The 19,830-nt window shown below is 41.1% G+C and carries 15 protein-coding genes; 6 read left to right on the forward strand and 9 right to left on the reverse strand.

All coding sequences use genetic code 11. The features are described from left to right. Positions 1-256: 256 nt before the first annotated feature. The 9 genes from PR795_RS15435 to PR795_RS15475 all read right to left on the reverse strand — a co-directional run bounded on the left by PR795_RS15435 (position 257) and on the right by PR795_RS15475 (position 10,666). A complete protein-coding gene (locus PR795_RS15435) occupies positions 257-1,105 on the reverse strand; it encodes a helix-turn-helix domain-containing protein (protein WP_181480535.1) in 849 nt (282 codons plus the stop codon). Positions 1,106-1,490: 385 nt separating this feature from the next. Beyond that, positions 1,491-2,717: an SGNH/GDSL hydrolase family protein gene (locus PR795_RS15440; protein WP_272516931.1), complete on the reverse strand. Its 1,227-nt coding sequence runs from the start codon at positions 2,715-2,717 to the stop codon at positions 1,491-1,493. Beyond that, a complete protein-coding gene (locus PR795_RS15445) occupies positions 2,668-3,852 on the reverse strand; it encodes an SGNH/GDSL hydrolase family protein (protein WP_036974072.1) in 1,185 nt (394 codons plus the stop codon). Before PR795_RS15445 ends, PR795_RS15440 begins: the two co-directional genes overlap by 50 nt. Continuing rightward, positions 3,839-5,257: an MBOAT family O-acyltransferase gene (locus tag PR795_RS15450; RefSeq protein WP_006658230.1), complete on the reverse strand. Its 1,419-nt coding sequence runs from the start codon at positions 5,255-5,257 to the stop codon at positions 3,839-3,841. Before PR795_RS15450 ends, PR795_RS15445 begins: the two co-directional genes overlap by 14 nt. A 374-nt stretch (positions 5,258-5,631) precedes the next feature. Then, positions 5,632-6,438, reverse strand: coding sequence for a protein bax (locus tag PR795_RS15455; RefSeq protein WP_006663355.1), 807 nt, complete (start codon positions 6,436-6,438; stop codon positions 5,632-5,634). 469 nt (positions 6,439-6,907) lie between these two features. Next, entirely contained in the window at positions 6,908-8,059 is a 1,152-nt protein-coding gene (locus PR795_RS15460) for a DUF4056 domain-containing protein (protein ID WP_181480536.1), read from the reverse strand. After that, the gene (locus PR795_RS15465) at positions 8,059-9,204 is read right to left on the reverse strand and encodes a BamA/TamA family outer membrane protein (RefSeq protein WP_036968477.1); all 1,146 of its coding nucleotides are present in this window, start codon (positions 9,202-9,204) and stop codon (positions 8,059-8,061) included. The genes PR795_RS15460 and PR795_RS15465 overlap by 1 nt, the downstream gene beginning before the upstream one ends. Continuing rightward, positions 9,204-10,226, reverse strand: coding sequence for a hypothetical protein (locus PR795_RS15470; RefSeq protein ID WP_006663352.1), 1,023 nt, complete (start codon positions 10,224-10,226; stop codon positions 9,204-9,206). Before PR795_RS15470 ends, PR795_RS15465 begins: the two co-directional genes overlap by 1 nt. A 257-nt stretch (positions 10,227-10,483) precedes the next feature. Further along, on the reverse strand, positions 10,484-10,666 hold the full coding sequence (locus PR795_RS15475; protein ID WP_006663351.1) for a hypothetical protein: 183 nt from the start codon (positions 10,664-10,666) through the stop codon (positions 10,484-10,486). Positions 10,667-10,918: 252 nt separating this feature from the next. On the opposite strand from PR795_RS15475, the gene PR795_RS15480 reads away from it, so the two are divergent. The 6 genes from PR795_RS15480 (at position 10,919) to arnT (ending at position 19,818) form a co-directional block, all read left to right on the forward strand. Then, positions 10,919-12,367, forward strand: coding sequence for a DUF4026 domain-containing protein (locus PR795_RS15480; RefSeq protein WP_181480538.1), 1,449 nt, complete (start codon positions 10,919-10,921; stop codon positions 12,365-12,367). Positions 12,368-12,418: 51 nt separating this feature from the next. Then, positions 12,419-12,877, forward strand: a complete 459-nt coding sequence (locus PR795_RS15485) for a regulatory protein RecX (protein WP_006658238.1) — start codon at positions 12,419-12,421, stop codon at positions 12,875-12,877. Positions 12,878-13,156: 279 nt separating this feature from the next. Next, entirely contained in the window at positions 13,157-14,515 is a 1,359-nt protein-coding gene (dcuC, locus tag PR795_RS15490) for an anaerobic C4-dicarboxylate transporter DcuC (RefSeq protein ID WP_006658239.1), read from the forward strand. Positions 14,516-14,825: 310 nt separating this feature from the next. Further along, entirely contained in the window at positions 14,826-16,085 is a 1,260-nt protein-coding gene (locus tag PR795_RS15495; protein WP_006658241.1) for an aromatic amino acid transport family protein, read from the forward strand. Positions 16,086-16,468: 383 nt separating this feature from the next. Further along, positions 16,469-17,743 (forward strand): bifunctional O-acetylhomoserine aminocarboxypropyltransferase/cysteine synthase, encoded by a 1,275-nt coding sequence (locus PR795_RS15500; protein ID WP_036974066.1) that lies wholly within the window; start codon positions 16,469-16,471, stop codon positions 17,741-17,743. Between the two features lie 428 nt (positions 17,744-18,171). Beyond that, on the forward strand, positions 18,172-19,818 hold the full coding sequence (gene arnT / locus PR795_RS15505; RefSeq protein WP_272516932.1) for a lipid IV(A) 4-amino-4-deoxy-L-arabinosyltransferase: 1,647 nt from the start codon (positions 18,172-18,174) through the stop codon (positions 19,816-19,818). The last annotated feature ends 12 nt before the right edge of the window (positions 19,819-19,830 follow it).

The following is a 19,830-nucleotide window of genomic DNA, read 5'->3' on the forward strand; positions in this document are numbered from 1 at the left end:
GAAAACCCCCTCCGGAGTCAATCAGCCTCCGTCAAAGGACCATGTAATGGATGCTATCCCATTAGATATGGTGAGTATGCCTGAAGAGCAAGACAATTATTTTTAATTACCAGTTTACCCTCAGGATAATGCCTAATTTAATGATTAGGCATTATTGATAATAGTGTGTATGTAGGAAAAAAATTGTCCACCAACAAGCTAAAATGATGGACAACTTTATACACGTAAAACAATGGAGGGTGTATTAAGGGCAAAATCAACTTATCGTTACATTGAGAGGTTGACTTTGTTGATAGAAATTCTTAAAGGCTTGAATAAAATGCGGAATATCGTCATAACCTACTTCTTGTGCAATACGAGGCATTGGCATATTGTCGACTTTTGACAGCATCATCGCTTTATTCATCCGCGATGTTAGGCTGATGGTTGAGAAATTAGTGTCTTCACTTGCTAAACGACGTTTTAATGTTGATGTGCTCATGTGTAGCTGTTTAGCGATGAGCTCTAAAGTACAATTTTGTTTTCCTGAGTTGTGATAAATATAATCATAAACTTTGTCTTTAGTTAAAACATTCATGGAAGTTTGTAAGGTAGGATAAAACGTATTTTCAAGTAAGAAAAAGGACAAAACAAAATTCAAATGAATCGCCATTTTATTGTCTACATTCTTTATTTTTGTATCTGTATTCATTTCTAAATGGCGAATCTCTTGGATTGCTGAATAAAAAACTTCCCCTAATATTGGGGTATTCGAAATATCAGTAGTACAAACTTGGCTGTGATAATGTGTTTTTTTCTTTTCTATAAATAATGCGCTATTTTGTTTATAAAAATAATTTAGCATTTCAGCGGATACAGGCATAATATCGAGCGCTATCTTTTCAGAGGCGGCTTTTTTGATGAATTCAATGACCTTACCTTTAGGCAAAAAACAGATGTTGTTGGTCAATAGGTTACACCACTCCCCATTCTCAATCCGCAAACAGATACCACCTTGCTTTACTTTTAATAAAATCGCATTAGGGAGGTAAAAATGATTTTTTATTTCACTGGGTGCTGCTTTGATGTAATTAATTAATGTTTCTTCGCAAAAAACAATCGACATAAGTCAAGCCTAAAGAGTAAGGGTCATAGTAACTTATTTTAAATAGGGGGATCTATTTCGGGAGTATTTAAAATAAACGTTTTTATTGATAGAGACATCTTAATTGGAATTTTTTTTGTATATTTAACTGATGGTCGTAAATTTTTATTTTTACAAACGGTGATTTGCTTTTTGTATTGAAGAAAGCTAATGGTATGTTATTAAAGATTTTTTTTGAGAGAAAGGCGTGTTAATTATTGGCGTTATTTTTTATATTTTAAAGTCAGTATTATAGAATATCAAAAATGATGATAAATATATTTAGAAATACGATTTTTCATTAAAAGCGGATAGGGAAATTAACGAGACTCGCGATGAGGGAAAAATGCCCCTCATCGCGATACACTTATTTCAGCATTTGATTAAATTGGCTATACAGGGCTTGAGCGCTTTTCTTATAACCATCCGCAGAGAAGTGAACATTGTCTGGGCGAGCTAAGCCTTGAGATGCCCAAGCACGGATAGAGCAGGGCCCTCCCATATTCGCTTGCCAATCCCAAAATAAGGTGTGCTCTTGAGCGGCAATATTCTTTTGAATACGGATCACATCCATCAAATTGACGGGCATTTGAGCATGACACCCAGCAGCGTTACTGAATTTAATGGAATCGCTTGGTCCCACTAACATAATGACAGCATTAGGGGATTGCTGACGAATTTGCTGAATTTTATCTCGCAGATTTTGCTCATATGCCGCGAGGTTCAATGTGTCATTAAAGGCTTCGTTGGTCCCAAAAGCTAAAATAACCATATCCGGTGACATCTGAGCTAACGTCGCGCTCCATTGAGGCTGCCATTTATCCAACATATTGATCGTTGCCCCGTTCAAACCGATTGCAGATAACATGACACCAGGTTTATTTGAACGGACTAACCAGCCACCCACTTTTAGACGACTTGTTGACCCCACAGAGACGGTTGACGGCAATTGAGTATCCACAGGGGCAGAGAATTGCCAGCTATTTCCCGTTGCTGGGAGTGCAACCGTTGGAGAAGATGATGGTGAAACTTGCATCTGGCTACCCGTTGAACTTTGGTATAACGCTTGTAAGCGGTAACCATTTTGGACGGGTTGTAACGGTTTCAGTAATACACTGCTTTTCCCGCTTTGTGGCTCGGCGATCAATCCACCTAATGGGTAATCAATACGCTCATCTTTGCGGCTACTGGAGAGAGACCAGTCGGATTTATCGCTCATGCGATTAATCGTAGCAGTGCGTTGACCTGGTACCGAAATTGGCGGTACAAACCCTGGTCCTGCATCGCCATAACGTTTTTGGAATAAGTTTCTCAGCTCACCAGTAAAAAAATCGGCAGCCGTATGAGAGTCCCCTATCTGGAGGATATGGACTTGTTGGTTGCCTTGACGCAACTTAGTGGCGAACTGACTTAAATTGGGTTCACTGTTATTGACCAACTGCCCTTGCTCTGTCGGTGCAGACCAGTTGGGTTGCGATGTTTTACCGCGTTTAGTATCCGGTGTCTGACAAGAGACTAAGCTGAATGACAGCAGTGTTATAACACTAGCTGTGAGTAGCTTGCTCTTGACCTGATTCTGGTTGTTCAGCTTCATGAGGCTCCTTGTCTTCCTCTTCGAAATGGATCAGTGAAAATACGCTTTCGGCAATCATTTGTTGCCCTTTACCACTGAAATGGATCCCATCACCACTGCGCAATTTTATAGCATTGCTACCATCACCAATATAGTCGGAATAGTCGTCATTTTTATATTTAAAGACGTCATTGGCAGAGATGTACATCTCGCCATACTTTGCCACTTCGGTTTGGTAGAGACCACGTAGGAATTTCATACCGTCAGAAAGGGTATTCTTGCGCATATTCGGTGGACCCACCCAAATCACATCCACATGATGTTGGCGCGCGGTGGTAAGAATTTCACTGATACGCGAGCGATAGGTTTGTTCCCATTCTTCACTCTTAAATTTCACATACTTATAGCCGGATTGTGGTGGCATATCCCACGGATCATTTGGACCTAAAAACACCACTAATACTTTGATATTAGGGTTATCATTCAGTGCTTTGGCAATGGTATCTGGCCAGTTAAAAAACTTAGGGTATGCAAGCCCAGTGCTCTGCTTACTTAAGTTAATACTCTCAATATTATACTTTTTCAACAGCATGTTTTTAACATGGGGAGCGACGCCTTGCATCATGGAGTCCCCTGCAAACAGAACCTGATCCCCTGCGGCGATATTCGCGACCTGTTTTTGAACAACTGGTCCTTCCGGTTCTGCAATCGTCACACCCGCAAAGGTACGCCCCTGCATTTTTGAGCGGGCTTGCGGGCGCTTTAATAACTCAGGGAAAGTGACCGACAAACTTTCAGCAGGGTAAATATACCCATTGATAAAGTGTAGCCCGACACGGAAATCTTGTGGAAATACGCGTTTTTCTTGATTGTTAGCCCGTTGAGCGGCGAGTTTATCCTCCGCCGCTTTTTGCCCCGAAGCATGATAGACAAACGTTGAGCCCGCTTCTTGGACGCCATCATGTAACGCGCTTCCGTAATCCCACACAGGGTTTCCGCTTATTTTCGCCCATGGCGTATCTTGGTGATATTTTTGTTGCCAGAATCGTTCTAAGGAGCTTTGGTTTAACCAAATCAGTAATAATCCGGTAATGATGACGATTAACAGCACTTGCCCGGTTTTTTTCAGGTTCTTTTTAAACTCAGAAGTTAGCATAGATAAATCCTGGCATTCCCGAAGGTGAAAGCATAAACATAATCGTTAATACAATGGCTAATGGAATAGGGTAGTAGTACCAAGCGATATCCTGATATTTCTTGGCGATGTATTGATAGCCTTGAACAAAATAAGGATAAGCAAGGAACAAGAGCCAGAATGCAATCAACAAGCCGAGGTTAGCGCTAATCGATGCAATAAACCCAGGTTCAATAAATTGATTGAGCATCACCAGTGCATCATCAAACGAAGAGCTACGGAAGAAAATCCAAGCAAAGCAGACAAAATGGAAAGTCAGAATACGTGCAAGTAATTTAGAAATATGCGCATTCGGAATTAAGTGGGTTCTACCCATTTTTTTCATCAGCTCGGTTTTGATATTGAAAATCACCGTACCGAGACCATGAATTGCGCCCCAAATCACAAACGTCATCGCGGCGCCATGCCATAGACCTGATATCAGCATCGCGGTGAGAACGTTGATATTCTTGCGGACAAAACCTTTTCTACTGCCACCTAATGGAATGTAGATATAGTCCATGATGAAAGTGGATAAGCTGATATGCCAGCGTTTCCAAAAGTCTTGTAAGTTAGTGGCTAAATACGGCGCATTAAAGTTTACAGGAACTCTAAATCCTAAAAGTAGCGCAATCCCCGTGACTAAGTTGGTATAACCGGAGAAGTTAAAATAGATATTCCACGCATAAGCATAGGTGGCAATTAAAATTTCGCCTGCACTGTAGCCAGCAGGTGCATCAAACACGGGATTAACATAGTTTTCAGCAAGGTAAGAGCTGAAGAGAAACAGTTTTACCAGTGCCAAGCTAATGAGCAATAGGGCGCGTCGTGAATCGAGAATTACACGGCTTTCTGCTTGGATTTGCGGTAAAAAGTTTTTCGCGCGGTTAATTGGACCTGCCACAATACTTGGGAAAAAAGCCAAATATAATACGACGTCAAAAAAGTCCGCTTTTTCAATTTCCTTGCGACAGACCGAGACAGTATAACTGACGGAATGGAAGGCATAGAACGAGAGCCCTAAAGGTGCAAGGAGTTCCAATATAGGAAGCCCCACACTGAATCCAAATTTATCCAATGTTTGCTGGATAGTTTCTTGGAAGAAGGAATAGTACTTAAATGCGGTGAAGCACCCAATGATCCCAGCGGCTAATAACGTATAAATCCATCGGTTAGATAACCATACCGTTGCCCAGTTGGTGAGGAGATAAATAAATAGAGTGTAGCCGAACAGAATATAAGCAAAATCAGGACTAAAAGAATAGACGAAGAAATAACTTGCTGTAATGAGCAACCCATTCTGTAATTTTGAGCTGGGTTGGCAGCCCCAATAAATAAGAAAGAAAACTAAGAAAGAGCCAAGAAACTCAAATGAGAAGAAATTCATATTAGACTCAAGTGTTATTTGTTATGGGTGACCATAATATTTATTCTTTTTCCCTATGCAATCGGAATTTCATCATATTTCAATTTACTCGTCATACTTCGAATTTTAGGGGTGTTGGCTACGCTCAGCTACCCTAGTCACATACTTATGTATGCTCCTAGGGATATCTTCTCTTGCCGCCTACCTAAAATCCAAATTATTTAGAGTAAATCGGGGATAGGGAAAAATGAGTTATGTAAGACTCAAAGTCTAAGAAGTATAGCCGCGGAGGGGTGGGTTGTCATATTTCGAGCGGATGGGAATAAATGCAAAAAAAATCCACTTTCGAAAAAGTGGATTTTTATATCGTGTACCCGGTGTGTAGATACTAAAAATTAACTGCGAGTCGCTGCTCTTTGTTGAGCTTGTGTAATCAGTTCTTCGTTGCTCGCGTACATCTCTTTCAAATAGCGGTTATATGATGAACCTAACTCTGAGTACCCTTTCATATCGTTAATCAGTTTGATGGAGTCTAATTCATCTTGTGATTGACGCTGTTTTGCACGCGAGTGACGTAAAGACTCATACGCGTTATGGGTATTCATGTTCTTCATATAGGCTGTCACTGTTGCTTCAACAGAAGCATACGTTGAGTAGCCTTTGATCTTTCCTTTGTTAACTTGGCAGCCGCTACCACAGCGCATACCAAATAAATTTCCGTTTTTTAGAGCAAGTTGAGAAGTACCCCAACCGGACTCTGTTGCCGCTTGTGTCGCAACTAAATGCGTTGGCATGATGTCTACACGGCTTAACAGCTTATCCCAATTAATACGTTTTGGGTTGCTGCAACTGATGCCATAACTATCGCAGATCTGGGTTAGGCGACGTAGCTCTTGGGCGCTCCATTTGGTGTTTGCGCGCACGGAAAGTAGCCAGTTACGCTCTTCCATAATCTGTTGATTGACTTTTTCAATCACAGGGACAATCGTTTTCAAAAACGCTTTCTTACGTGGAGTACCAGACGGGTATTTACGCATATCAGGCAGAGGTGTTTCTGCTTGATTTGAGTTTTGTGCCGACTTCAGAGTGAAGTCTTTTTTAAGCATCGTACTGGTACTGGTAGAGCCAAAACTGAGGCCCGAAAATAAAAGTAAAAATAAGAAAGCGAAGACGGCGTTTGTCCTCATCGTTCGAGAGGGCATTTGCTTCTCCTATGTTTCTCTGAACAAAAATCGAGCGAATGGTAGCAGAATAATTTTTCACGAGCTACCTTTATCCGACTCGCATTAGCAAAATTTCTGTATTGATTTGTCATTAAGTGTTGATTTATTGCAACTCAATGATTTTAGGGTTCATATATTTACTTTATTTATATTTTCAATGCTGTATTTATCAATTTTTGTTTTTTATTTCAAAAAGGAACTATCTAATTTAAGTCAAATTTGATTATAATTCAAGCAATTGGCAGGTGTATAGTAGGGTTATTATGGTTAAAAATTAATCATTCAGTGGTTTAAATTTTAACCAAAAAGCCCTGTTTCGCATTTTATGAGCAGTGTTGAGTATTAAAAAGACAATATCAAAATGAAAGTTAAGAGTCTAAAATAGTCAAAAAAAGCCCCCTTTTTTGGCTATTGGTCTCCCTATCAAGAAGAATGCTTTACCTGTTTTTTATTCACTCAATAATAACGTTTGTTGTTTTTGATCTTCTATTTTGGCTTTCTCGGCAAGCGCCTCAAAATCACTTACAGTCCAATAAGTTTCAGGAACAGGGAGTTGAGCCATGTTCGTCGTTGGCGCTAAGCGAAATTGCGCGAGATCTGATAATACAAATCCTGCATATTCTGATGGTAAGCTGAGTTTTAACCCTAAGCTTGGTATCGCTTGAGTGGGTAAAAAGGGATATCGGCTGTCCGTGACATCATAATTACGAGTGAGCACTAAAAACTTATCTGGAACGCGCTTTGCACTATTCCACCAAAGTCCATCGACTTTATCGAATGCATGGCGAGTTTGAGATCGCTCTTGAGCGCCGAGTTGCTTCAAGGCGATAGGAATGAGAGATTCTAAGGATTGTGAGAATATCGCAAGCGATTCAGCACGACCTTGTAAAATCAGTGAGCTTGCCAGCCTTGCTCCTACTAGGTTTGAATATAAGTCTTCAGGTGAAAACGCAGAGATGCCTTCGGAAAATCCGGGGACTGACTGATACCCATACCATTGTGCAATCTCATGCCAAGCCGCTAACTGGAAAGCAAGCTTTGCGGCTAAGTAAGTACTTAACGTGTAGCGTTCAGTGGGTGAGGCGGGTGGTGTAAAGGCTGAGAAATGAATCTGCCGGCTCGCGAGCTCATGATTCAGCGTTAGCGTCCATTCCTCCCCCAGCTTTGGGTAAATTTGGCTAAAGAGATAGAGCGTATAATCGGCGGTATCTCTGACATGGGCAATATCAATAAATCCACCTTCAGTGGTATAAATCAATCCCACTTTTTCTTTACTGATCCCTAATAAATCAGCGGCGGCAGAAAAATAGCTATCATTATAATGATGTTGACCCAGATTATCGGCTTCAACCACATTATCAATGGTATAGAAAGGAACAGGAATGCCAGCCACTTCAGCTTGCAGATCATAACCAAATGCGCAACAGGCTCGCAGTCCTTGAGGCGCGTCTAAGTTTTGTAGTACTGGCCAAGCTTGCTCGGCTTCCTCATGGGAAACTGTCTCTAGATTAATACGAGCGGCAGGCAAGTTCAGCTCTTCGCGAGTTTGACACGCGACGAGCATCAATAATATAGATGAAGTGATTAGCAGCTTAATCATTAGAAAGACTCACCGACTTGGAAATAGACCCCAGTACTGTTACGACCGACACCAAAATCCAGCCGAACATTCATTCGTGGTTTAAATTCAAAACGATAACCTACACCTGCGCTTGGTAACCAGTGACCTGAACCTAATTCAGAAGGGGAATCGCTCATCGTTCCCGTACCTAACCAACCCACAATCCCATGCCGCCAGTCCAATTTATGGCGTAACTCTACTTGGCTGGTAAAAATATTATTGTCCCGATAGCGACCTTCATAGTAGCCCCGCATACGATTACTGTTACCTAATAAAGAAAGCTGGTTCCATGGAACATCACCAGTCGTAAAACGGGCATAGTTATCCATAGCGACGACAGTTTTCTCTGTGAGCTCATGGTAATAGGCATACTGTAATTGAGTGGCTTGAAAACGGGTATCACTGCCAAGGTTCGGTGAAAAATAGGTATAGATGACTTCGAGTGTTTGCCCATGGTGCGCATTGGGTAAAAAATCACGGGTATCGTAGCTGTAATAAGCGCTGACCCCTGAACTAATCACCGAGCGTCCCCCTACAGATTGTGAAAAATAGGTTTTCGCGCCTTCGTCCGGATCACTGGCATTGATTGACGAAAAATTCCAACCCAACCCGACATAGGTAGCATCAGTTAGCTTATATAAAGCTCTTGGGGTGATTTTAAACTCTTGAGAGTGATATTTTTCTTTATTACCGTCATTTTTACCCGCCGCGTAACCTTTGCCCCAGTAATAAGTTGGAACATTGTTGATGGTACCAGACAAAAATAGTCGCCACTGGTCGTGATCCACAAAGTTATAGTTGGTGAAGTTCAAACCAAATGCGCCGGTGGATGAGGCAAAACCACTTAAACCGATAGAGGAGGGCTGAGTTTCAGTATCTTGTTTATCGAGACGATAAAGTCCAACCAAGGCTGTGCCGACGCCTAATCCCATTTCAGGAGTATAAAAGGGACCGGGTAAAACGCCCCAATCGATGGTTTTAGACTCATCAAAGCTATTTTCTCCCCCAAGCTCACTGAGCCAGCCATCAATTTGTTCCCGTTCAGGCAGTATTTGAGCTTGTGAGGAGAACGCAACAAGAAGGCTGAGCAGTGTCAGCCTATACCCGTGTTTCTGTGGCAACATTAAAAACGGAACTCGCCTGAAATAAAGAAGCTATTACGGTTGTTAAAGCCCACTTCGGTCAGAACGTTAAAGTTACGGGTTAACTCAACGCGAGCCCCGACGGTATTGTTCCATTTATGCGCGAGGTGCTGTTCAACATCGAATTTAGTATCGGCAGGCGCTAAAGCCATCATACCTTGTAGCTCTGGTGGTAAGTCCAAATTACTAATATTACCCTTAAAGCGTTGGGTAATATCTTGGTACATGGCACCCGTCCAGATTTGCACTTTAGTATTACCTTGACCAGAAATGAGCGGCTCAAAAACAAATTCATAACCAATGCGAGGAGTAATGACTAATGCTTTTATATCACCGTCAATAATATCTAAATTGGTTCTGGTGTAGTTAAGATCTAATGTTGAGAAAAATTGGTTATAAGCCCCAGCAAAAGTGACACCACCACCATAAGACTTCCCGTCATATTTGAGCTCAAAAGGCAGGTTGCTACCAATATGCATTTTTTGGTATTTACCCAGTATTTTTACGTTTGCATCAATATTGGTTAAATTAGTCTTGGAAGTACCTTTGGTTTTCCCGTAAACACCGTAGACATTCATAAATGGCAATACCCAGGCGTCTAATTTCAACATTTGGGATTCGCTTTTACTGCGGGTGTGCCCTGTTTTGATATCTAAATCTTTATTGATATCAAACTCGACAAGCTTTCCAAACTTTATTATTGAATCAGATTTGAAACCAATTTTGTCCACGACGACATCTTGGCGCAGATTCATATACCCATAGCTAGCACCAAAAGGTTGTGGCAAATCATAACCACGAGCGCGTGCCTCATCTCCCCAAAATGGTAAAATGCGGGACTCAGTTGTTGACGAACGAGTAATACCACCTTCGCTATTATTTTTAGGGACACCGGATTCACTCATACTTAATGAAAATAGTGGTGTGTCACTATCGGCAAAACTGGCAGGAATTGCCAGACAAGATGAAAAAAGCAGCGCTACGCTGTATTGAATGCGTGTCATAATGGACTCAATGATTAGTAGAATAGAATGAAGAAAATAAAAAATTATCTTAAGTTAATTGATTTAAAGTTATCGACAAAAGTTTAGCATATATGGCAATTGATCATATGGCTCATGGTGCTTTTTTTATGATATTTTGCTGCCAAAAATGGAGATTATCAATACGCTAGGTGTGATTGAAATAGTGGGTAAATGTGACTGAGGCGCTAGTGATGGTGCCGAAATTGAGTGTACTTCAGCACCATGAAAGAAAGGTATTATTTGCTGTTTTTCTGATGGAATTGAACACGTTCGTGGAAGTATTCTTTTAAATGCGCTTCCATGCTGTGAATTTTTTGTTCCAGCGCATTAATTAAAACATCATCATTGTTCATATCAAAAACGCGCTTCATTGCGAGGTCATCAATATATTCTTTTTGTTTCTCAGATAAATCAGCCATGCTTAAAACCTCTAGTTTCAAAACCTATATAAGAAAGGGACCAACGATGTTGGCTATGTTGATTCTCATTGTGCCTCAGTGAATACAGGATGAAAAGTGGAATTACGTGGCATCAAATAATGATGATTGGTGTGTTTAGTTCAAATATAAGAAATTAAATACCTATCTGATTGGGTTAAGAATAATCACAATATTCTTACATAATATAAGCTGATATCCTCCGGTGAGATAATAAATAACAGGGAAAAAATAGTGAACAATAAACAACAATACCTTGATATTGCTGCTGGCAATGGAGAAAAAGAAGCCTCGATGATGGTGGCTATTCCTGCGTCAGAGTTAACCTCCCTACAAATTGAACAGCGTCTTGAAGAACAAACTTATTTTACTGACGGTGAAATTGATTATCTTCCTGATGAAGATGGCGGCGGCTTTTTCTTTACCTGTAAACGTGGAGAAGAGGATTTACGCTTTTATATCTCTTTAGTCGAAAGTGATCCGGAATACACCATTAACCCTTATTTTGCGACAGACCCTATTAGCCAAGAGCTGTATGCGCAAGCGAGTTCTGCACCACAGGCGGTGGTGGTTGAATGCTTATTCCAAGAAAAGCCCTTAGTGAACTACCTCCAACAACTGAAAATTATCCAAATTTTAGTACCGGATTTATTATTGGGCTTGGATATCTCCGCTGCAGGTAAAGTTTTTACTCGCGAATGGCTTAATTTTCAATTAGTTGATGATTTGATGCCGAGTATTGATTCTTTATATGTGGTACACGCAATTTATGATCATGATGAAAACTCAGAAGATTCAGCACCAACCAAATATTGGTTCCATACACATGGTTTAGCACGTTGTGGTTTATCAGAAGCTGAAATCATTATTCCGCACCCTATTGCGTCCTATTACGGGATCCCTGAGTTATTCTGGAGCTTTGTCAATAACAGTATTACCAACGGAAAAATCGACTTTAATGAGCCAATCTTTATTGGGCAAACGCAAACGGGTTATGAATATCTCGTGGCGGTACCTTTTGAAGAGGGGCTGCGACATGTGGGGGAATCCACACCGATTGATAATTTAAAACCACTGGAAGAGATGAATTTTGAATTCGGAGATGCCAACTCTGAGCGTTTTATGGGGGATTGGCACGATCGTGACGAATCTCATCAACACCCTTCGGTGATGTTATTCCGCGTAACCCAAGAAAATCCAACCTTGGAAAGTTTCTTTGAAGGGTATGAAGATCAGCGCGCGATGATGTTTATGCGCACTGATGAAGAGACCGCGGATATGTCTAGCAAGGCGAGACTACGTTGGGAATATTTCACGCACATGCTAGATAATTATGGTCCAAAGCCGGTTGTACCGAAAAAAGGTTTGTTTGCGAAGCTGCTCGGAAAATCGGAAGAAGAGGAAGAGTCAGAATGGCGCTTCTTAGTCAAATGTGGCATTAGTTACCAAGATGAAGAGGGTGATGAAGGTCACGAGCATATGTGGTTTGAGCCACTGACATGGAAAGGCGACCAATTTGAAGGTCGTTTAATTAACCAGCCGTTTTACGTAAAAACCATGGAAGAAGGGGGTGTTTACCCTCTGACTCGCGAAGATATCACGGATTGGACCCTATATTATCAGGACGGCAGCTATACTCCTGATACAATCTACAAACTTCTTAGTGGTGCCCAAGTTCATTAATGCGGATTGGGCACTGAATTTAGTGCCCTTTTTTATGAGCTAAGTGTGATAATGACCCAACCTGAACTGTACCAATACGCCCTATTTCTACTTTCTCGACGCGATTATGGTAAAGCGGAATTATTTGCTCGCATGAAACGCCGTATGTATGAAAAAAATGACGGTATTATTGATGAGCAATTGATTGAAGGGGTGGTAGACAAACTCAGCGAACAGCATTTTCTGGATGATAACCGTGTTGTGTCATTGTTATTGCAAGGGTATGCGCGCAAAGGGTACGGACCTTTGCGTATTAAACAAGAAATGCGCCAAAAAGGATTTACTGAATCGTTGGTCGAACACCATCTTTCTGAGCTTGATGTGGATTGGTTCGAAAAAGCCGCAGACGTTCGTTGTAAAAAATTTGGGGATGACATTCCAACGGATTTCAAAGAGAAAAGTAAGCAAATTCGTTATCTACAATATCGTGGTTTTTTTGGTGACATGATTTTTGAGCTATTTTCGCGTTAATTTTTGCAGTTAATCCCATTCTGTTTAGATTGTTATTCTCTTGATAATAACCCCCTGTAATATAACTTGGATTTCTATTATTTGACTTTAGTTTAAATAATAAAGGCTTCTGAGTTTCATTTCTTTCTTAGAATAAAAAAATATTATTTTTTTAACTTGTTTTTTTATCTATTTCTAGATTAAAAATATTGCCCAATATGATCATTATCAGTGTATTTCGCTTTTTTTTTAGGCAGAGTACCACCAATAATTACAAAATGAGACAGGCAGGAGAAACACATGATTGAGCTCTTAATAGGCGTAATAGTCGCCGTTGGAGTCGGGCGCTATATAATAAAGGGCTACTCAGCAACAGGGGTATTAATGACAGGGGGTATTTTACTCCTGATTATTACCGCTTTGATGGGTAAAAGCATTTTACCAGAATCAGTGAAAGCAACGGGATGGCGTGTTACTGATATTCTGGAATACATTAAATTCTTATTAATGAGCCGAGGTGGTGACCTCGGTATGATGATCATGGTGCTATGTGGGTTTGCTTCTTATATGACGCACATTGGCGCAAATGACGTAGTGGTTAAAATTGCCTCTAAGCCATTAAAAATGATCAACTCGCCTTACTTACTGATGGTTGCCGCTTATATTGTGGCGTGTTTGATGTCACTGGCGGTATCTTCTGCAACGGGCTTAGGGGTGTTATTAATGGCGACCCTATTCCCAGTCATGGTGAATGTCGGGATCAGCCGCGGTGCAGCGGCGGCTATTTGTGCGTCACCTGCAGCAATTATTTTGGCTCCAACTTCAGGGGACGTTATCCTCGCGGCAAAAGCCGCTGAAATGCCACTGATTGATTTTGCCTTCAAAACCACACTACCTATCTCCATCGCAGCGATTATTGCGATGTCGGTAGCTCACTTTTTCTGGCAGCGTTTTCTTGATAGAAAAGAACATGTTAAAACAGAAATGTTGGATGTGAACGAAATTAAAACTCATGCTCCAGGTTTCTACGCCATCTTACCATTCACCCCAATCATTGGTGTTTTGGTGTTTGATGGTAAATGGGCTCCAGAGCTGCATATCGTCACGATTATTGTTGGCTGTATTATTATGGCGGCAGTCATTGAATTCATTCGCAGTTTTAGTGCAAAACATGTCTATGGCGGCTTAGAAGTTTGCTATAGAGGGATGGCGGATGCATTTGCTACCGTTGTGATGCTGTTGGTTGCCGCGGGTGTCTTCGCGCAAGGCTTAAGCACTATCGGCTTTATTAAAGGATTGATCGATTTAGCTCAATCTTTTGGCTCTGGCGCCATTGTCATGATGATTGCGCTGGTGGTTATCACGATGTTAGCGGCGATGACAACAGGTTCAGGGAATGCGCCATTCTACGCATTCGTTGAATTGATCCCGCACTTAGCGAAACAAATGGGGGTTAACCCAGCTTACTTAGTGATTCCAATGTTACAGGCGTCTAACTTAGGTCGTACATTGTCTCCTGTTTCTGGTGTGGTGGTTGCGGTATCGGGGATGGCAAAAATCTCACCATTTGAAGTGGTGAAAAGAACGTCAGTTCCTGTGTTAGTTGGGCTTATTGTTGTTGTGATTGCCACTGAGATCCTAGTGCCGGTTTATTTGTAATAAAATAGGGGCATTATCAAATAATATGGCTAGAAATTATTCTGGCCATATTATTATCGATATTTATTTCGATAAAACGTATGTTGAAAAGAAAAAAACACGATATTTTGGTGGGTATTGTTTGGGTGTTTTCAATCAAACGATAAAATTTATTTGCGATTATTAACAAATTGTCATTTTTTAAAACTCAGTTATGAGATCTACACCAAAAAGCCAGAAAGATTAATCAAAATAAGCTAGTTGCTCCTACGCATTTAATGCAGAATTCGCCCATCTTTTTTTATCCCTTTTATCAAAATTAAGTGGCGCTATGAGCACAATAAAAACAGCAGTAAACACAATAGACAAACCTGCCAGTAAATGGACTTACAAAGACTTCACTTGGGTATTATCCCTTTTCGGTACCGCGGTTGGTGCGGGTGTCCTTTTTCTGCCAATTAAAGCGGGAGCGGGGGGGTTTTGGCCTCTAGTTGTTCTTGCATTAATTGCTACGCCAATGATTTGGTTGGCACATAAAGGGTTAGCACGCTTTGTATTATCGGCAAAGAAACCTGACGCGGATATTACGGATACAGTGGAAGAACATTTTGGTAAAACGGGTGCCAACATCATCACGTTTGCTTATTTCTTTGCCATTTATCCTATCGTATTAATTTACGGTGTCGGTATTACAAACACAGTCGACTCATTTTTAATTAACCAAATTGGTATGGACCCATTACCACGTTGGTTGTTGTCAGGTGTGTTAATTGCAGCAATGACCGCCGGTGTTATTTTTGGTCGTGATTTAATGCTGAAATTAACCTCCATGATGGTTTACCCATTAGTCTTCATTTTATTAGCATTATCACTGTACCTGATCCCTGAGTGGAACACATCGATGCTAGAAGTAGCGCCAGACTGGAGCGCAATGCCTATCGTGGTATGGATGGCGATTCCTATCATCGTGTTTTCTTTTAACCACAGCCCAATTATCAGCCAGTTTGCGAAAGATCAGCGCCAACAGTTTGGTGACAAAGCGGTGATTAAAACAGACATGATCACGGGCGGGGCAGCATTTATGCTGACAGGCTTCGTGATGTTTTTCGTATTCTCTGTTGTGCTGTCATTGAGCCCAGCTGAATTAGAAATTGCGAAGAAAGAAAACATCAGCGTGTTATCTCACATTGCCAACATTAACCCATCTCCAATTTTGTCTTACTTAGGTCCTATCGTGGCATTCGCCGCTATCGTTTCTAGCTATTTTGGTCACTTCTTAGGTGCGCACGAAGGTCTGGTTGGGTTAGTCAAATCACGCTCTTCAGTTTCTGTGAAGAAAATTGAATTAATCTCTTTACTGTTCATCGTGATCACCACGTGGATCGTCGCGATTATCAACCCAAGTATCTTAGGTATGATTGAAACCATGGGTGCTCCAATGATTGCGGCAATCCTGTTCATCCTACCAGTTGTGGCGATGCGTATCATTCCTGCAATGAAACCGTTCAGTACCTCTAAGCCAGCGCAAATCTTTACGCTGCTATGCGGTTTAGCATCAATTACCTCTGTGATTTATGGCGCGTTCGCGTAATTAAATTCAGTTGTACCGAGACCCATATTGCTTTGGCAATATGGGGAAGGTTGCCAACAAAGAGGGATAAAAGCGTGGTTTTTCCCTCTTTGTGTTATCAGGCGAAAATCAATAAATTAATTTTCCTAGTTAATTTTACAACCCTAAAGGACCATTTCCAAACTTGATGGGTTTGGAAATGGTCAGGTCCATATTGCTTTGGCAATATGGGTTTTTTTGTTTCTAAAGTGGGCTTATTTATTTTGTGAATAACTATAGATGAAATTATTTCAAGTCTAGATGGTTGTGTGAGGGATCTACTTGGGGGATATTGGAAAGGATTACCGTGAAATAAAAACAAGAACCCATTCAATTGGCAGTGCGGGTATAACAAGGATAACGCAATGAAATTAGAAACATTATCAATCCACGCAGGCTATTCTCCAGACCCTACAACCAAGTCTGTCGCGGTGCCTATTTATCAAACCACCTCTTATGCATTTGACGATACACAACACGGCGCGGATCTGTTCGACTTAAAAGTTGCAGGTAATATCTATACCCGCATTATGAACCCGACCAACGATGTGCTAGAAAAGCGCGTTGCTGCTCTTGAAGGTGGCATTGCAGGACTGGCAGTTGCCTCGGGAATGGCTGCTATCACTTATGCCATCCAAACTGTCGCCCAAGTTGGCGATAACATTGTTTCTGTCGCAAAATTGTACGGCGGAACGTATAACTTACTCGCACATACTTTACCTCGCCTAGGTATTGAAACTCGTTTTGCAGAACATGATGATTTAGCGGCGCTGGAAGCTTTAATTGATGATAAAACCAAGGCTGTTTTCTGCGAATCTATCTCAAACCCTGCTGGTTTCATTGTAGATCTCGCCGCACTAGCCGATGTTGCTCATCGCCACGGTGTTCCACTTATTGTTGATAACACGGTTGCAACGCCATATTTATGTCGTCCGTTCGAATATGGTGCTGACATTGTGGTTCACTCGCTGACAAAATATATCGGCGGTCACGGTACTTCAATTGGCGGCATGGTGATTGATTCTGGAAAATTTCCGTGGGCTGATCATGCTGAGCGCTTCTCTCTATTAGTTGAGCCGGATATTGCTTATCACGGCGTGAGTTATACCGAACATTTTGGGGCTGCTGCCTTTATTGCCCGTTGCCGTGTAGCTCCGTTGCGTGGAACGGGTGCAGCATTATCACCCTTTAATGCCTTTTTAATTCTTCAAGGTCTGGAAACCTTAGCCTTAAGAATGGAGCGCCACACTGAAAATGCGCTGAAAGTCGCACAATATTTAGAAAATCATCCGCAAGTAGCATGGGTAAAATATGCGGGGTTACCAAGTAATCCGGAACATGCACTTGCGCAAAAATACATGCAAGGTAAGCCTGCCAGTATTATGTCTTTCGGGATCAAGGGGGGACAGGAAGCTGGGGCACGTTTCATTGATGCTCTGAACCTGATTGTTCGCTTAGTCAATATTGGTGATGCTAAATCGTTAGCGTGTCATCCTGCCTCCACAACGCATCGCCAATTAAATGATGCCGAGCTAGCGCGCGCAGGTGTATCACGAGATATGATCCGCTTATCAATAGGAATCGAGCATATTGATGATATCCTTGCGGACTTAACTCAAGCGCTGGATGCGGCTAAGTAAGCAATTAAAACACTCCCCATAAATAAAGGCGGTTATTGTTAAATATATAATGCAATAACTGTCTTTGCTGTTACTGACGTTATTAATTATCACGCTGTTACTGCCTTTGTAGCATAAAAAACTATTTGTAAAAAAAGCCTTTTTTAATTTATTTATCATTCTGTTAAAAATAAATGGTAATTGCTGAACTATTGTTTTTTAATCGAGTCTGAACAAGCAGCTCATTTTTATCTTAACATTTAAATGCACGATTCATTTATTGATTGTTTAGCTAATATGTTAAATGGAATACGAAAATGTTTATTGGTTTATACTGGGTTTAGTCAATTCGAAGATAATAGTACTCTGTTTTGATTAATAAAAAGCGTTTGATGCAGTAGCACAAATAATAATTATTAAATATTTATGACAAGAATGGTTGAGATTAAATGATGATGGCAAATAATAAAAAAGCCTACTTAAAGTGGTGCCTATTATTCGGTTTTGTACTCATAACCTATTTTCTGCCACTGAATGGGCGCATGTTATGGCAACCTGATGAATTACGTTATGCCGAAATCAGTCGAGAACTGATACTGAGTAGCCATTGGAGCGTACCTGAACTGTTAGGCATCCGTTATTTTGAAAAACCTATTTTCGGCTATTGGGTGGGTTCTTTCTTCCAGATGCTATTTGGCGAAAACAATGTTTCTGTTCGCTTAGGTGTCGTTTTTAGCACCTTAATTAGCGGACTATTTGTTTATTTGAGCGCTAAGATGGCATGGAAGAATAAAGACCTTGCCTTTAATGCGGTACTTATCTACCTCTCGATGTTTATGATTTTAACGATTGGGACTTATAATATTTTGGACCCAATTGTTACCGCTTTTATTACGATGATTATCTTCTTTTTCCAATGGGGGATAACCACGACACAACGCACCCACAAATTGTATGCATATATTCTGATAGGTGTTTCATGTGGGTTAGGGGTAATGACCAAAGGCTTTTTAGTTTTGGTCTTGCCAGTGTTAGTCTGCTCAGTCAGCGCGATTTATTTTAAAAAATTAAAAGAAATCTGTTTGTATGCGCTGGTCTCTATTTTTGTTGCTATTTTAGTTTGTCTGCCGTGGGCATTAACGATTGCTAGCCTTGAACCCGATTTTTGGAGTTATTTTTTCTGGGTTGAGCATATTCAGCGCTTTATGGCAGATAACGCACAAAATAAATCCCCATTTTGGTTCTATGTACCCATTTTAGTGGCGGCGGTTCTTCCGTGGTTAGGCTACTTAGTTTCGTCGATTGCCTATGCTATTCGAGCTAAAGGTATGAACCTTTATTTCTTGTTGTGGGCGGTGCTGCCTTTCCTATTTTTTAGTATCACCAAAGGGAAGTTACTCACGTATATTTTGCCGTGCATCGCACCTATCGCGATTTTGATGGCATCCTATTTGCAGCAGGTTTTAACCCAGAATAAAGTGGCTACCATTCGCCTGAATGCGCTGATAAACATAACACTGGGTGTCGTGGCGGCAGGGGCATTTATTGCATCACCTTACTTCCCTAAAATGAATTTATATCAAGGGGATGAAAGCTATAAAATGTGGATTGCCGCAGGTGCATTCCTTTTCTGGGCAGCAATGGGGATCGTGTCATTCAACCGTAAGTATTGGTCGTGGGCGGCGGCATGTACTTTAGTGTTAAGCCTCAGTATTGGGCATGTGATCCCTAAATACATCGAGAGCAATAATACGCCGCAAGGCGTGTTGGCAAAATACCAAGATCAACTGCAAAATCGTGCGGTGTTATTAACCAATAATGTGGGATTGGGTACCGCATTAGCTTGGGTACTGAAACGCGATGATATTACGATGTTATATCAAACTGGTGAGTTAGGTTATGGGCTGAATTATCCGGATGCTGAAAACCGCTTTTATCGTTTAGAACAGTTGCCAAGCTTACTGGCGAGCCAAAATAACCGTAATGTTGCGGTCGTAGTAGATGCCTCTCAAAATGAGGTCATCGATGCGTTACCGGGGACGCCTATCATCATTAAAGAAGGTAAGTTGGTGATGGCTTTCTATGAAGGTCAGTAAATAAAAATCGAC

The organism is Providencia sp. PROV209 (assembly GCF_028479485.1).
In the GTDB taxonomy this organism is placed as follows: Bacteria; Pseudomonadota; Gammaproteobacteria; order Enterobacterales; family Enterobacteriaceae; genus Providencia; species Providencia alcalifaciens.